At 48.7% G+C, this 15891-nt stretch carries 14 protein-coding genes; 7 read left to right on the forward strand and 7 right to left on the reverse strand.

Going from position 1 to position 15891, the window contains the following annotated elements:
* Window positions 1-196: dihydroxyacetone kinase subunit DhaK (locus tag Q0X35_RS03130; RefSeq protein ID WP_297565315.1), on the reverse strand; the 196-nt coding region annotated here is incomplete at its 3' end.
* Between the two features lie 226 nt (window positions 197-422).
* Window positions 423-761, reverse strand: a complete 339-nt coding sequence (locus Q0X35_RS06480) for an FCD domain-containing protein (RefSeq protein ID WP_366084385.1) — start codon at window positions 759-761, stop codon at window positions 423-425.
* Between the two features lie 265 nt (window positions 762-1026).
* Between Q0X35_RS06480 and Q0X35_RS03135 the strand changes: the two genes are divergently transcribed.
* Window positions 1027-3003 carry an OPT family oligopeptide transporter gene (locus Q0X35_RS03135; RefSeq protein ID WP_297565318.1) on the forward strand — a complete coding sequence of 659 codons (1977 nt, stop codon included), beginning with the start codon at window positions 1027-1029 and terminating at the stop codon, window positions 3001-3003.
* A 76-nt stretch (window positions 3004-3079) separates the two neighbouring features.
* On the opposite strand, the gene Q0X35_RS03140 is transcribed toward Q0X35_RS03135, so the two are convergent.
* From Q0X35_RS03140 to Q0X35_RS03150, 3 genes are read right to left on the reverse strand one after another with little or no spacing between them, the layout of a single operon-like run.
* Window positions 3080-3631 carry a dihydrofolate reductase gene (locus tag Q0X35_RS03140; RefSeq protein ID WP_297565320.1) on the reverse strand — a complete coding sequence of 184 codons (552 nt, stop codon included), beginning with the start codon at window positions 3629-3631 and terminating at the stop codon, window positions 3080-3082.
* Window positions 3631-4440, reverse strand: coding sequence for a thymidylate synthase (locus tag Q0X35_RS03145; RefSeq protein ID WP_297565323.1), 810 nt, complete (start codon window positions 4438-4440; stop codon window positions 3631-3633). Before Q0X35_RS03145 ends, Q0X35_RS03140 begins: the two co-directional genes overlap by 1 nt.
* A 26-nt stretch (window positions 4441-4466) precedes the next feature.
* Window positions 4467-5003: a DUF2505 family protein gene (locus Q0X35_RS03150; protein ID WP_297565325.1), complete on the reverse strand. Its 537-nt coding sequence runs from the start codon at window positions 5001-5003 to the stop codon at window positions 4467-4469.
* Between the two features lie 46 nt (window positions 5004-5049).
* Here Q0X35_RS03150 and Q0X35_RS03155 point away from each other — a divergent pair, with 46 nt between their 5' ends.
* Window positions 5050-6468, forward strand: coding sequence for a sensor histidine kinase (locus tag Q0X35_RS03155; protein WP_297565328.1), 1419 nt, complete (start codon window positions 5050-5052; stop codon window positions 6466-6468).
* 21 nt (window positions 6469-6489) lie between these two features.
* Here the strand turns inward: Q0X35_RS03155 and Q0X35_RS03160 are convergent, their stop codons facing one another.
* A complete protein-coding gene (locus Q0X35_RS03160) occupies window positions 6490-6738 on the reverse strand; it encodes a WhiB family transcriptional regulator (protein ID WP_297565330.1) in 249 nt (82 codons plus the stop codon).
* Window positions 6739-6961: 223 nt separating this feature from the next.
* Between Q0X35_RS03160 and Q0X35_RS03165 the strand changes: the two genes are divergently transcribed.
* On the forward strand, window positions 6962-9481 hold the full coding sequence (locus Q0X35_RS03165) for an NAD-dependent DNA ligase LigA (RefSeq protein ID WP_297565333.1): 2520 nt from the start codon (window positions 6962-6964) through the stop codon (window positions 9479-9481).
* 119 nt (window positions 9482-9600) lie between these two features.
* On the opposite strand, the gene Q0X35_RS03170 is transcribed toward Q0X35_RS03165, so the two are convergent.
* The gene (locus Q0X35_RS03170; RefSeq protein ID WP_297565336.1) at window positions 9601-10860 is read right to left on the reverse strand and encodes a phosphatidylserine/phosphatidylglycerophosphate/cardiolipin synthase family protein; all 1260 of its coding nucleotides are present in this window, start codon (window positions 10858-10860) and stop codon (window positions 9601-9603) included.
* Between the two features lie 103 nt (window positions 10861-10963).
* Between Q0X35_RS03170 and gatC the strand changes: the two genes are divergently transcribed.
* The 4 genes from gatC to Q0X35_RS03190 all read left to right on the forward strand — a co-directional run bounded on the left by gatC (window position 10964) and on the right by Q0X35_RS03190 (window position 15621).
* Window positions 10964-11260 (forward strand): Asp-tRNA(Asn)/Glu-tRNA(Gln) amidotransferase subunit GatC, encoded by a 297-nt coding sequence (gene gatC, locus Q0X35_RS03175; protein WP_073996634.1) that lies wholly within the window; start codon window positions 10964-10966, stop codon window positions 11258-11260.
* Window positions 11261-11263: 3 nt separating this feature from the next.
* Window positions 11264-12760, forward strand: a complete 1497-nt coding sequence (gatA, locus tag Q0X35_RS03180) for an Asp-tRNA(Asn)/Glu-tRNA(Gln) amidotransferase subunit GatA (protein ID WP_297565339.1) — start codon at window positions 11264-11266, stop codon at window positions 12758-12760.
* Window positions 12761-14263, forward strand: coding sequence for an Asp-tRNA(Asn)/Glu-tRNA(Gln) amidotransferase subunit GatB (gene gatB / locus Q0X35_RS03185; protein ID WP_297565342.1), 1503 nt, complete (start codon window positions 12761-12763; stop codon window positions 14261-14263).
* Window positions 14264-14454: 191 nt separating this feature from the next.
* The gene (locus Q0X35_RS03190) at window positions 14455-15621 is read left to right on the forward strand and encodes an NADP-dependent malic enzyme (RefSeq protein ID WP_297565343.1); all 1167 of its coding nucleotides are present in this window, start codon (window positions 14455-14457) and stop codon (window positions 15619-15621) included.
* Window positions 15622-15891: the final 270 nt, after the last annotated feature.

Raw genomic sequence — 15891 nt, forward strand, 5'->3', positions numbered from 1 at the left:
CGGGGCCTACCCAACCAGCAAAAGCGGGATAGTGGCCAGATCCTCCACCCACAACAACAGCTACCTCACCACGCGGGCTTTCAGTAGCGCGCACTACACCTCCATGTACCAGCTGTACATGATTAGGAAAAGCAGCCGTAAAACCTTTCAAGGAATCGGCAGCAAATTCTTCGGGGTTATTTACTAAAAATGTCATTTCCTGCTCCATTGCTTATGACGATAAAAATCGATTACTTAACAGTGTAACTAGAAAGTCGAGGTGTCTATAACGGGGCACCCCCATAACACCATAAAACCTCCGCTATATCCTATATGATATAGCTTGTTTAGATGTGGCGCAAGACGCAAAAAACCAAATAAAAACCACGGACCCACTAGTAAGAAATCATTTTTATAAAAACTGCTTGGGTAAACCGAGCTACCTAGTTACTGCTGGTAGATTCAATTATTTTATTGCTAGCAGTGGATCTATTTAGCACATTTAAAAGGTGATTCGTCATTGCGTTTCGAATTTGCTCTACATCTCCGTCTTTAAAAACGTCGAGTATTTGCTGGTGTTCTGCTACCGCTATGAGTGTATCGGAAGATTTAGTCAATAAATTTTGCCTGATGCGGTGGATATTAAATGAAAGATTATCGGCAGTTTTTTCTATGTAGCTATTTTCGCAGTATTGCAAAATCGTAGGGTGGAAATTCCAATCAGCGGAAAAGTAGGGAATTAAATTTTCTACTAAGAGGCTCAGGGGCTCCTGGGCGGGCAATTGCCTTAATCTAAATTTTTGAATACAGGGGCAGGTTCCATTCTGGGAGCCTGCTCCCTTTTATTTATTCTTTCTAATTTTGCTACTTAGCTTGCTTATATTGCAGCTTTAATAGATATGAATATAGACCTTGCCCTGGCGTAGGCTTAGGTCCTAAAAGCGTGGCACTATCCGCAAAATATCTGGAATACCTCTACTCGGTGGTTGAAAGTGGCATAATAAACACTTGTGTAGTTAGATACACGCAATATTGAAAAGAGAAAGTATGGCTAAAAACAAAACAGAATCTTCACCGCAGGCCGCTACGAGCGTTCGAGAGCTCACGCTGCGGGCAGTAATAATTGGCGGATTAATTACCCTAGTATTTACCGCTGCAAATACTTATTTAGGATTAAAAGTAGGGCTTACCTTTGCCACTTCTATCCCCGCCGCCGTTATTTCTATGGCTGTGCTGCGAAAATTTGCTGGGCATACGGTAGTAGAAAATAACATCGTGCAGACCATCGCTTCAGCTGCCGGCACGCTTTCCGCAATTATTTTCGTGCTTCCCGGTCTAGTAATGATCGGTTGGTGGAGTGGATTTTCGTATTGGACCACCATGTTTGTCTGTGCCATTGGCGGTACTTTGGGCGTCATGTATTCCATACCGTTGCGCCGGGCCTTGGTGACGGGTTCTGATTTGCCTTACCCAGAAGGAGTAGCGGCCGCTGAGGTACTAAAGGTAGGCGATGAAACTGGCTCGGCAGAAGAGAATAAACGCGGCTTAAAAATAATTATCGTCGGTTCTCTTACTTCCGCGGGCTATGCTTTAGCTACTGCTTTTAAAGCCGTAGCTGGTTCGCTTTCCGCTGCTTTCCGTATTGGGGGGAGCGGCACTATGGCCGGCGCTTCGCTTTCCCTCGCTTTAGTCGGGGTCGGGCACCTAGTAGGCCCGGCAGTGGGTATTGCCATGGTCGTCGGTTTAGTGATTTCTTATGGTGCTTTGCTCCCCATTTTTACCGCCGGCGAAGCCGCAAATGCCGATTCTTTGCTGGATTTTGTCGGTACCGTATTTCAGCATGATGTGCGCTTCGTGGGCGCAGGAGCAATGGCTATAGCTGCTATTTGGACTTTAATTAAAATTATTGGCCCTATCGTAAGTGGAATGAAAGAATCTCTCGCTTCCTCCCGTAAACGGGAAGAAGGGGAGACGGTGCCACTCACGGAGCAAGATATTCCGTTCAAGATCGTCTTGCTCGTGACGCTGCTCTCGATGATTCCAATCGGTTTCTTGCTGTGGAATTTCCTGCATTCTTCACCAATAAGCCATCACACGGCGATACTGCTTATTTCCTCTATTCTTTTCGTGCTGCTGGCGGGCTTAATAATTGCCGGTATTTGCGGTTATATGGCCGGTCTAATCGGAGCTTCCAACTCTCCAATTTCGGGAGTAGGAATTATCGTAGTAATTGCTTGCGCGCTCCTCGCGCTATTGGTGACGGGGAGTGAGAAAGATGTAAATCCCACGGCTCTCGTGGCTTATACTCTCTTCACCACTGCTATCGTATTTGGAATTGCCACAATTTCTAACGACAATCTGCAAGATTTGAAAACTGGACAGCTGGTAGGAGCTACTCCTTGGAAGCAGCAGGTGGCTCTGGTAATTGGGGTAGTCTTCGGCTCTTTGATTATTCCGCCGATTCTGCAGCTCATGCTCACGGCTTTTGGATTCCAAGGCATGGAAGGGGCGGGCCCTGATGCCTTGGCTGCGCCGCAGGCGGCCCTGCTTTCTTCGGTAGCTCAGGGAATATTTGGTGGTAACCTCAACTGGGCACATATTGGCTTAGGTGCTCTTATCGGTATGGGGGTAGTAGCCATAAACGAGGTACTTATTCGTACCACTAAATACTCTTTACCTCCTTTAGCGGTAGGCATGGGTATGTATCTGCCTTTCAGCTTGACCATTATGGTGCCGCTCGGGGCGTTAATCGGCTATATCTACAATAAGCGGGCAGATAAGCAGAGCAATCCAGCGCAATCGAAGCGTTTGGGAGTACTGCTTGCCACTGGCCTTATCGTAGGTGAATCGCTTTTTGGAGTATTAAACGCCGGTATTATCGGGGCTACGGCGAATCCAGATGCGCTGGCAATTATGCCAGAAAGCTTTGCGGGAGCCGCTATTCCGCTCGGCGTAATCGTATTTATAGGTACGCTGATTCTTAGCTACCGGTGGGTAGAAAAGAAATCGCAGGAAGTGAAGTAGTGCTTCGCCTTTAATTATCTGTAAATAATTTGGGAGCAGACGGCCAGTCTGCTCCCAAATTGCTAAATAAGTGCTTTTATCGAGTATAGAGCGTAAAGCGGTAATTAATTCCTTTTTTTGATTGCCGCCAAGTGGGCCTAGCAAGATTCTCTGCCGGAGGATCTTGGTAGTATATTTCCCACGCAGCGTCGATCTTTGGCGCGAAGGTATCAGCTTCCGGCACCGCAATATCAATATCGGTCACCGCCAAGATATCTGCTTGTGCCAGCGCGTGCTTATAGAGAGAAGCCCCGCCAATTATCCAGCTGAGATTCAAAGGATTGTTATCTGGCGTATCACCAATCTGCCCAGTAACTGCACTAGCGGCTTTGATAGCGCTTGCTAAATCGGGACATACGTGCGCGCCCTCTGCCTTATAGTCACTTTGCCGCGTGACTACAAAATTTGTTCGCTGCGGGAGTGGGCGAAATTTATCGCCCAAGGATTCCCACGTCCGCCGCCCCATAATTACGGGATGGCCGATTGTGAGCTGTTTAAAAATCTGCATATCTTCAGGAACTCGCCACGGAATAGTGCCCGATTTCCCGATAGCTCCAGATTTTCCCTGCGCCCAAATCATTCCCAGCATTATACGGCCACCGGAGCTTTAATAGCGGGATGATGCTGGTAGCCTTCGGAAGCGCGAATATCGTCCATCTGATAGGAAAAAATTGAAGGCGCCTTCTTTAGCTCTAGCTTCGGGAAAGGATAAGGAGTGCGCGAAATCTGCTCTTTTACCTGTTCAATATGGTTAGTGTAGATATGGCAATCGCCTCCCGTCCACACAAATTCACCTACTTCTAAATCGCACTGTTGCGCCACCATATGCGTGAGCAAAGAGTAGGAAGCTATATTGAAGGGCACTCCTAAGAAAAGATCAGCAGAACGTTGATAGAGCTGGCAAGAAAGCTTTCCATCTGCCACATAGAATTGGAAAAATGCGTGGCAGGGCATAAGCGCCATTTTTTCTAGTTCGGCTACATTCCAAGCAGATACGATAATGCGGCGCGAATCGGGATTAGCGCGCAGCGTATCTATTACTTGCTGGATTTGGTCAATATGTGCACCATTTGGAGCTGGCCAAGAACGCCACTGATAGCCGTATACCGGGCCTAAATCGCCGTTTTCGTCTGCCCATTCATCCCAAATAGTGATTCCCTGCTCTTGCAGCCAGCGGATATTAGTGTCTCCGCGCAGAAACCACAGCAATTCCCCTTTTACTGCTTTCATTGCGACGAATTTAGTGGTGATACGCGGGAAACCCTCCGTCGCTAAATTGTAGCGGAGTTGCTTTCCAAACAGAGAGAGGGTACCGGTGCCAGTGCGGTCGCCTTTCGTAGCTCCATTTTCTAGTACTTCAGCTAGAAGGTCTTCATACTGTCTATTAATTATCGCCATAGTTCTATCCTAGAGGAGATAAGTATTTAGTTGCTTAAGATGTGCATAATCAGATCTTTATCATTTTCGAGTATCTGCGGGGCGTAGCTTAAAATTTTCTTCTCAATTAGGGGCCCGAAGAAAGGATCACTCGCTTTTAGAGTTCCGCTATAGATGATTTTACTCCCAGGTGCAGCGGGAAGAGCTACTCCCGCTAAAGTTATTTTGAGTGGCGCTCCCTGGATATCGATTCGGTAATCCATATCCATTTTTGCGTAGTCACTATCGGTGTGGAATACGGCGGTGAGGTTAATATCGGCTCCGCGCGGAAGTAAATTTCTTGCCAAACCGGGTAGCCGAGTATTTTCAATATGCACCGCGAAGGTAATCTCCGTATCGGGAAGACCATTGCCAGGAATATCTGCAGCGGTGCTGGTAGCGGCGCCCAGAGCAGAGCTCTCCTGCAATTCATAGGAAGTGAGCGCCAGTTTTTCAGCGCGGGCGGCAAAAAGTGCCCGGCTCTTTAGTACTGGACATAACTGGGATAGTTCTGCTGTAAAAGTCATCTCATATCTAAAATCCATACTCCTATTAAATCGAAAAACCGTCTATCCTGAAAGTGTGCCTACTATGACAAAAATTTTAGAGCGCGCTGGGCGTCTCAATGCGGGAGAGCGGGAACGCTTACATTTACTTATTGGAGATTGGTCTACCATTGCCGATATCTCTTTTTCGGATCTATTGCTCTATGTGGAGACTTCTGCTGGTTATGTAATAGGAGCCCACTCGCGCCCAGCTACAGCAGCCACCATTATCGAAGCTGATATCGTGGGCGACCGTGCTGCCCGCATAGATTTACCCAATATCGAGCAGGCGTGCCGCGATAAAAATATATTTCGGCAAAATCGCGACGGGGTGCTCCACACCTATATTCCAGTAGTTTATGAGGGGTCTATAATAGCGGTAATGCAGGTAGTAACGGCAGAAGTGCCGGATAGAGTACCTTCGCAGCGCCACGAAAACTATGAAGAAATTTCTCAGACGTTGTTTCATATGGTGGCGAGTGGAGAATTTCCTTTTAGCGGCGTCCCTTTAGGGGTGCGGCGAGGTGCGCCTCGGGTATCAGACGGCGTAATCCATTTAGATTCAGAAGGGGTAGTAATCTATGCGAGCCCGAACTCGGTATCGCATTTTCGGCGGCTTGGCGAAGAAAAGCCGCTCGCGGGGCGAGTGTTGGCTGAAGTGGTCACGGGGCATTTGGAAGAGTATGCAGTGCCGGACGAATCTTTGCCCTTGGTGCTAACTGGGAAAGCGGCTTGGAACTCGGAAATTACTACGCACGGCGTCACTATTTCAGTGCGCAGTGTGCCACTCTTAGAAAACGGAAAAAGACTGGGCGCAATTGTGATGAGCCGCGATGTCACGGAGCTACGCCGGCAAGAGCAGCAACTTCTTTCCAAAGATGCCACTATTCGGGAGATAAATCATCGGGTAAAGAACAATCTGCAGACAGTTTCGGCGCTGTTGCGTCTGCAGGGAAGGCGGGCTTCCAATGCGGAAATTAAAGAAGCACTCGGGCAGGCCCAACGCCGCGTAGAGATGATTGCCCTAGTGCATGAGGGGCTTTCCCAGACGGTAGACGAAGTGGTGGAATTTGATTCTGTATTCGGTTCCCTGCTGCGCATGGTGCGTGATATTGCGGTCACTTCTAATAACGATGTGAATATTGATTTTACGGGTAGTTTTGGGAAAGTGCGGGCCGAGCAAGCTACTGCGCTGGCGATGGTGCTAAATGAAATAATTTCTAACGCGATAGAGCACGGGCTTTCTGCAGGCGGTGAGATTCAGGTGCGGGCAACCCGCACAGACAATCTTCTTCATCTGGAGGTGCAGGATAACGGGGTAGGAATCGGCGATAAAATGCCCGGAGATGGCCTCGGGACGAAAATCGTTAAGACTCTGGTGAACCACGAACTAGATGGCAGGATTAGCTGGGAAAATGCTCCAGAGGGGGGCACGCTCGTAAAAACTACTATGCGTTTGCGCTAAATAGTAGAGGTGAGCGGGGCACTAGCCGACGCGGCGGGTGTGCACATTGCGGCGGCGAATAGCCCGCCGTTCGTCTTCGGACATTCCACCCCAAACTCCGGCATCTTGGCTGGTATCTAAAGCCCATTTTAAGCAAATATCTAGTACAGAGCAGTTGCGGCATATCTGCTTAGCTTTCTCTGCCTGCGCTAAAGCAGGACGCGAAGAACCGATAGGAAAAAATAATTCCGGATCTTCATTTAAACAAGCTGCTCTGTGGCGCCAATCCATTATTTGCCTCTGCCTCCGAGTATGGAATCGATTTTATTTACCGGATATGCTCTTACATACCTTCGTGAACTACAACTAATAACTTTTGCAGGTTTGCGGGTGCTAGTAAAGAGGTAAAACTGTGATTCTTAACAGTTGTGCTAGAAATAGCTCACACTAGAAATAATTGGGTGATTTTTCTGCCGCCTACCCATAGGTAAATCTTTTCGCAATAATAGGAACTGTGAAAGAAAATCTGGATTTCGCGGCGGCGCAGCGACGGTGGCAAGAATTAGCTCCTCTGCTGGAGCACGCCCAAGCGGCATACCATCTAACGGGAGAGCCGATTATGGTGGATGCAAAATATGATTCACTCATGTACGAGATGCGGCATCTGGAAGACAAATTTCCGCAGCTCTGGTCGGTAAATTCTCCTACTATGCGAGTTGGGGCGAAGCCAACTGGGCCGGAGAGCATTCCGCGGAAGCACCGAATGCAGATGTATTCTTTACAAGATGTATTTTCCCGTGCGGAGCTGCGGACCCGCTTAGAGAGCTTAGAAAAAGAAATACCTGGCCGCCCCGAGTTTACTTTAGAAGTAAAGATAGATGGTTTGGCGCTAAATCTTACCTATGAAAAAGGAATACTCACCACTGCTGCCACGCGCGGAGATGGAGTGACCGGGGAAGACGTGACGCAGAATGCTTTAGCTATTTCCGCTATTCCGCATCGCCTGCGGGGAGAAGTGCCAGATATTCTGGAAGTGCGGGGCGAAGTATTTTTTCCGGTAGCTGCTTTTAATGAGTTTAATGCACGAGTAGCACAGCGCAATCAGCTTATTGACGAGCGCAATCAGCAAATAAAAGCTGAAAATGAGCGGATAAAGCGGGAAAATAAAAAAATTGCGCAGCAGAATGAATTATTGCCGGAAAAAGATCGCTTACCACTTTTGGCCATAAAGCGGCGGGAGGCAAAATTAAAAACTTTCGTAAATCCGCGTAACGCTGCCTCTGGGTCACTGCGGCAGGAAGATACCACTGGTTTTGCTTTACGCTCTTTAGATTTTATTGCCCATGGCATCGGGGCAGTGGTAGGGCCGCCTCCGGAAATAGAGAAATACCTGCAGAAACAGAGCAGTATTTATGAGTTATTTTCCAAGTGGGGGCTGCCTACTTCTTCCGAAACTGTGTTGGCGCATTCTGAAGCAGAGATTGAGCGCTATTTAGATAAATACGCACAGGCGCGAAATTCTTTACGCCATGAATTTGACGGCGTAGTTATTAAAGTAAATAGCTACGCACAGCAGCAAAAAATTGGATTTACCAGCCGGGTGCCGCGTTGGGCCCTAGCCTACAAATTCCCTCCTATGGAGGTGGAAACTCGTCTACTTGATATTCAAGTGCAGGTAGGGAGAACCGGGCGCGTCACTCCTTATGCAATTATGACGCCGGTAATGGTAGATGGCTCGACTGTAGCGCAAGCAACTTTGCATAATCCGCAAGAGGTAGCGCGCAAAGGGATATTAATTGGCGATACGGTAATCGTGCGGAAAGCTGGAGATATAATTCCGGAAATAATAGGGCCAATTTTGGCCGAGCGCGACGGTACAGAAAAAGCTTTTATTATGCCAGATACGTGCCCCGCTTGCGGTGCGTCGGTGCGGCCAGCGAAAGCGGGAGATGTAGATCTGCGCTGTGAAAATACGCGTTCTTGCCCCGCGCAGCTTACGCAGCGGATAGCTCATATTGGCGGGCGGGGAGCGCTCGATATTGAAGGTTTGGGAGAAAAGACGGCGCTTTGGATAGCTGATCCGGATAGGTACCGGCGCGATGCGTTAGTTGCGCTAGCAACCGGGCATAAAATCTTCCTCGAAACTTCTCGAGCAGATAGTAGCTATTTGCAATTTTCTGCTGCAGAGCTACAGGAGTTGGGGATTATCGATAAAAGAGGAGTATTTAAATATCCGGAAGAGATAATTCCGCCCGCACTTATTTCCCAGTTAGGATTGCCGGAGCCGCAGCAACCAGTGCTTGATTCCGAAGCGGAGCTTTTTGCTCTTAACGCCGAAAAAGTGAAAGAAGTGCGAATCTGGCAAGAGTTGCGGATAAATGGCGAGCCGAGTGGAGATTACCTCTATGCGCGTGCTGCCTGGATAAGCGACGCTAAGGAGGGTCAAGCGGCGCTACATCCCACTAAGAATACGGAGAAATTATTCGGCGAATTAGAGAAAGCTAAAAGTAAAGAGTTCTGGCGCAAACTAGTGGCACTTAATATTCGCCACGTCGGGCCGGTAGCCGCGCGGGCTCTCGCGAGCCGTTTCGGTTCTTTAGACGCTATTAAAGAAGCCGATATTGCGGAAGTGGCCGAAGTAGAAGGAGTCGGAGAAATAATTGCTTCTTCGTTAAAAGAGTGGCTAGAAGTGGATTGGCATCAAAATATAGTGCAACAGTGGGAAGCGGCGGGCGTAGTATTTGCGGATAAGGCGGAGACTGCAGAATCTGCTAGCGATGCTCCCGGCATTTTATCTGGAATGACGGTGGTGGCCACCGGATCTCTAGAGCATTTCACTCGGCAAGGGGTACAGGAAGAGATTCGGCGGCGCGGTGGAAAAGCTGCTTCCTCGGTATCAAAAAACACTACTTTTGTAGTGGCCGGGGCTAAAGCAGGTAGTAAAGCCCAAAAAGCGGCAGATCTCGGAATCCCGATTCTGAGCGAAGCGGAATTTTTAGAATTTTTACAGGGCGCACGCGGCCTCATCGAGTAGATGCGACTGCGCCAAGGAGCTGTTGCCACATTAGGGAGAGTGGCTGAATCAGTCAAGAGAATTAGTTAGTAGGCATATTTGCTAGTTGGTAGTTTTACTAGCTTGCCTTTGCGCGTGCCTTAGAGAAGTGGACCTAAGGGGCGGAGTACCCGTTCTGCTAGCCGTGCCCAATTAGAGCGCTCTTCCCAAATCTCTTGGGTTAATTCTGAAGCATTAGTCAAATCGCGTCGGAAGATTTCTTCCATAGCTGCGGCCATATCGGATGAAAATATATTCATATTTATTTCAAAATTACCGGCCATCGAAAGGCGGTCGATATTAGTGGTACCCACGGTAGACCAGATTCCGTCTGCCGTCATTGTCTTAGCGTGAATCATGGCGTCGTGATAAAGGAAGATACGCACTCCATGTTCCAGGAGTTCGCTATAGTGCGGTTTGCCTACCCAGTCTGCCACAATATGGTTGGAGTACTCCGGAATCAGAATTCTCACATCTACTCCGCGCTGCGCAGCCTGAATTAAAGCCATACGAAGGCCTTGATCAGGAATAAAATATCCCATCGTTATCCATACGCGTTTGGCGGCGCGATCAATCGACTCTAAATAGGAGGCCCGCACCGGATGCGAATTAAAGGCAGGAGTATTCACAATCGCCCGTAAATCTGGGTTCCAATCAGGGCTATTGCGGTCAAGTAGCGGAGTTTGCTTTTCACTATGGTAGAGATTCCACATATCCACAAAAGCGTTTTCCAGCTCCCACACCTGGGGGCCGGTGATCTTTATATGCGTATCTCGCCAGTGTTGGGCATAAAGTTTACCGATATTATATCCGCCTACATAGCCGACCTTGCCGTCTGCCGTCAAAATTTTGCGATGGTCGCGCCCTTTTTGGCGTGCCTGCCCGGTCAAAATTCCGGGGCGGATAAGTGGAAAGTTAATTACTTGTATGCAAGGGTGCGGCGGATAGGTGGTAATAGTAGGTGGCTGATTTAGATTTCCCCAAGAATCTTGAATAATAAATACTTTCACTCCGCGTTCCGCAGCGCGAATCAGCGCCTCCCGAAAAGCAAAACCGACCGGATCGGCCTTAATAATAAAGGTTTCAAAATATATGTACTCTTGGGCGCTCTCAATAGTTTCCAACATAGAATCGTACAGGCGCATCCCGTCGGTATAGATAGTCACTTGGCAATCTGAAATTTGTACCTCTAACGGGGGGCTCGCCGGGAATTTTCCACTCTGTGGGTTGCGCCGTTTCCGGTGCTCATCTACGGCGGTGACGGCAGCAATTGCAGTAAGTTGTGCTCCGAAAGTACCGAGAGCTCCATATTTAATTACTGATTTTAGAGTCTTTTTTCCGATTCTGCGCCTCGCATTCATAGTTACTATTTTAATCAAAAAGTTTTTTTCACAAAGTGCTGGTAAAAGTGAGTAATTATCCACCCGTTCGCATTGCGCCAAATTTAGGCACTACAATAAAGGTATGTCGACATTTTCTAGAGAAGAGGTAGTCCGAGTGGCTGACCTCGCGCGTATTTCTTTAACAGAAGCGGAAGTAGATCAGTTTACGGCAGAACTAGCCGTGATAGCTGATGCTATGGCAAAAGTATCCGAAGTGGCTGCCCCCGATATTCCCGCTACTTCTCACCCTATTCCTCTCACCAATGTGTGGCGAGAAGATGAAATAGGAGAAGGAATAAATCTGCCGGAAGTTTTGGAGATGGCTCCAGCGGTAGAAGACGGAAAGTTTGCCGTGCCGCAGATTTTGGGAGAGGAATAGCAGATGGAGATAGTGAAAAAAACCGCGCGGGAATTAGCTGAACTTATCCGCGCTGGAGAGCTGAGCTCTGTAGAAGTTACGCAAGCATTCTTAGCACGTATAGAGAAATTAGATACCCAGTTGCACGCTTTTCTCTTTGTAGATAAAGAGGGCGCGCTCGCGGCGGCAAAAGCAGTAGATGCCGATTTAGCGGCGGGGAAAGAGCTGCCGCCTTATGCGGGAGTGCCGATTGCGATAAAAGATAATATCTGCCAGCGGGGAATCCCCACCACTTGTGGTTCTGCCATGTTGGAAGGGTGGAAGGCTCCTTATGATGCCACCGTAGTGCGCAATATTAAAGCTGCACGTCTCCCCATTCTCGGGCATACTAATATGGATGAATTCGCGATGGGGTCTTCTACCGAGCATTCTGCTTTCGGCCCTACTCGCAACCCGTGGGATCTGAACCGTATTCCCGGTGGTTCTGGCGGTGGAAGTGCAGCAGCAGTAGCTGCGTATTTAGCTCCCTGGGCGCTAGGTTCCGATACTGGCGGTTCAATTCGCCAGCCCGGGGCAGTTACTGGGACGGTCGGAGCTAAACCGACCTATGGAGCTATCTCGCGTTATGGCTTAATTGCGATGGCTTCTTCTTTAGATCAAATCGGCCCCGTGGCGCGTACGGTAGAAGATGCGGCAATTCTGCAAACTCTCGTAGGCGGTCATGATCCGCTTGATTCCACTTCGCTTCCGGATACGGATGTGGATTTACCAGCCGCTGCCCAGAAAGGTAAGCCGGCGGATTTACATGGATGCAAGATTGGCATAGTTAAAGAAACTTTAGCTGCCGGCTATGGAGAAGGTGTACTGGAGGTATTCTCCAATACTTTAGATTCTCTGCGGGAGCGGGGAGCAGAAATCGTGGAGATTTCCTGCCCCTCTTTTGAATACGCTTTAGCGGCTTACTACTTGATTATGCCGGCGGAAGCCTCTTCTAATTTGGCGCGTTTCGATGGAGTGCGTTACGGCAACCGGGTAGAGCCAACGAGTGGTCCAGTGACGGCAGAAACGATGATGCGGGCTACGCGCGAAGCAAAATTCGGGGTAGAAGTAAAACGGCGCATTATTCTCGGCACGCATGTGCTTTCCGCTGGTTTCTACGATTCTTACTACGGTTCGGCGCAAAAAGTGCGTACCTTGGTGCAGCGCGATTTGGCAGCAGCTTTTTCAAAAGTTGCGGTGTTGATGTCGCCTACTGCGCCCACCGTCGCTTTCCGCTTCGGTGAAAATATCAACGATCCGATGAAGATGTACTTAAACGATATGACTACCATTCCGGCTAATTTGGCAGGGGTTCCTGCTATGACTATTCCAGCTGGCTTGGTGGACGGTTTGCCGGTAGGAGTGCAAGTGATGGCACCAGCCCACGCAGATGCCTCCATGTATGAGTATGCGGCAGCGGTAGAGGCGCTTGCGCCGACCGCAGCGAGTGAATGCCCGGTAGCTATGGGAGAGGAAAAGTAAATGGATGAACTTATGGATTACTCCGAGGTAGTAGCACAGTTTGATCCGGTGTTGGGTCTGGAAATTCACGTCGAACTTGGTACTAAGACGAAAATGTTTGATAGTGCTCCCAATGCTTTCGGCGGAGAAGCCAATACGCATACCACCCCAGTTTCATTGGGTTTACCCGGGGCATTGCCGGTAGTTAATAAAAAGGCGATTGAGTATGCGATTCGGCTCGGTTTGGCACTGAATTGTAATATTGCGGAGAGCTGCCGTTTTGCACGGAAGAATTATTTTTACCCAGATTTGTGTAAGAATTTTCAGACCTCGCAGTCCGATGAGCCCATTGCCTACGACGGATACTTAGATATCGAGTTAGACGATGGCGATATATTCCGGGTAGAAATTGAAAGAGCGCACGTGGAAGAAGACGCCGGTAAAAATACCCATATCGGTGGCAGTGGCCGTATTCAGGGAGCTGCCTATTCGCTGGTAGATTACAACCGTGCCGGCGTGCCTTTGGTGGAAATCGTGACACGCCCGATTGAGGGAGCTGGGGCGCGCGCTCCAGAAGTTGCGGCGAAGTATGTACAGACGGTGCGGGATATTGCGAAAGCCATTGGAGTTTCGCAGGCGCGTATGGAACGCGGTAATGTGCGGGCGGATGTAAATGTATCTTTACGTCCGGATCCGAATGCTCCTTTAGGTACGCGGACGGAGACGAAAAACGTCAATTCTTTCCGGGCTATTGCCGGTGCGGTGGAGTACGAGATGCGCCGGCAAGCAGTCATATTGGCACGGGGAGAAAAAGTGCTGCAAGAGACTCGGCACTGGCAAGAAAGTAATTTCACTACGCTCCCAGGTAGACCGAAATCGGACGCGGAAGATTATCGGTATTTCCCAGAACCAGATTTAGTACCTCTTGCTCCGGCGCGGGAATGGGTAGCCGAAATAAAAGCTTCCCTGCCAGAATTACCAGCCGTTAAACGCCGGCGGTTACGGGAAGAGTGGGGAGTTTCTGCTCTGGAAATGCGCGATATAGTCAATTTAGAGGCCTTGGATTTAATTGAATCTTCGGTGCAGGCCGGAGCGAGCGCGGAAGGTGCGCGCAAATGGTGGATGGGTGAACTGGCTCGTTATGCAAAAGAGCAGGAAATAGAGCTGGCGGATGTGCCGGTAACTCCTGAACAGGTGGCGCAGCTAGATGGATTAATTTCTGCTGGCCGGCTCACTGATAAATTGGCGCGCGAAGTACTCGCCGGAGTACTAGCAGGCGAGGGTGATCCACTAGATGTAGTGAAAGCACGCAATCTGGAAATCGTATCTAATGACGATGAGCTGATGGCGGTGATAAGTGCCGAATTAGCAAAGAATCCCGATATCGTGGAGAAGATCCAGGGCGGCAAGGTGAAAGCTGCCGGAGCTATAGTTGGCGCAGTTATGCGCGCCACCCATGGAAAAGCGGATGCGGCAAAAGTGAATGCACTTATCGCAGAAATGGTGGCAAAAGGCCTAAGTTAATAGCCGATAAAATAGTTATTGTAGAGGAGCGGGGATTTAACGATTCTCGCTCCTCTCTTATATAAGGTATAAAAATCAAAAAAATTTTGGCAACATCAGGAAGTCGGTACTGATAGGTGTTAGGAAGGTGCTGCTTATATATGCTGACAAATAATTTAGTGAGTGTATATAGATGCCGGAGCTTGGCTTAGATGAACTCGGAACAGTTAGATGCGATTAAAAACGTGCATCGGGACGGAAAAATTGCCATATCTCTGCGTTATCCTATTACTGATGCGGCAGATTTGGCGCGCGTCTACACTCCAGGAGTGGCACAAATGTGCACAGCTATTCATGAAGATGAAAGTTTGGCGCGCGAATTTACAGTGAAGAAAAATTCGGTAGCGGTGGTGACGGACGGCAGTGCAGTGCTCGGTTTGGGTGATATCGGGCCGAAAGCCGCTTTACCAGTGATGGAAGGAAAAGCGGCACTTTTTAAGCGTTTTGCTGGCGTAGATGCCTGGCCAATTTGTTTAGATACGCAAGACGTAGATGAAATTGTCCAAACCGTAAAAGCAATTGCGCCTGGTTTTGGAGGAATAAATCTAGAAGATATATCGGCTCCGCGTTGCTTCGAAATTGAAAGAAGATTACGCGCTGAGTTAGATATACCAGTTTTTCACGACGATCAATACGGTACTGCAGTAGTGGTTTTAGCGGCTCTCTACAATTCGCTGCAAATCGTCCGGAAAAATATCCAAGATATTCGGGTAGTCGTATCTGGAGTCGGAGCAGCAGGTACAGCAATTATTAAACTTTTAATGCATGCAGGAGTGCGCGATATTATCGGTTGCGGCCGGCAAGGGGCGATTGGGCGTTTTCGCACTGAGAAAGGCACCGATCGGCAATGGCTCGCACAGCATACGAATCTACGCAATGTCCAAGGGAGTGTGCAGGAAGTCCTAGCAGGAGCCGATGTGTTTATCGGAGTATCGAGTGGTAATTTATTGCAGCTAGCTGATATTACCCAGATGGCTGAGCATGCTATCGTATTTGCACTCGCCAATCCGACTCCCGAAATAGATCCGCTCGATGCGTGGAAAGAAGCCGCTATAGTGGCTACCGGGCGTTCCGATTATCCGAATCAGATAAATAATGTGCTGGTATTTCCAGGTTTGTTCCGCGGTTTATTAGATGCGGGAGCAAAAGAAATAACTATTGATATACTTTCGGCGGCCGCCCATGCAATCGCTAATATTGTGCCGGTGCAAGAAGTGCGCCCGCGGCATGTAATTCCGGAAGTTTTTGATTTGCATGTGGCGGAAGCGGTGGCCAATGCGGTAGTGAAAGCGCATGATAAAGCGGTTTCTGAGGTGTGAGCAGAGCCACCGCGTTCTTATTTGACGTAAATATCCAGATGTCGTAAAGTTTTTTCTTGCCGCCAAGACCAAGGTCCTCTGGAGAAAATCTGGAGTTTCAGGGAATAGCGGCCGATATCACAAGATTTTTGAGTCTTTTCATTTGGAAAGTTTTTTCAAAAATATTAAGATAGAGAAGTTGCTCCCTCGGCACTGATTCGAAAATGAATTAGGAGTCGGGTGTGGGTGTGTTGTTTGGGATCTCAATAGTGTGTCAGCTTTTTTGTTGTA

Source organism: uncultured Arcanobacterium sp. (assembly GCF_947253055.1).
GTDB lineage: Bacteria > Actinomycetota > Actinomycetes > Actinomycetales > Actinomycetaceae > Arcanobacterium_A.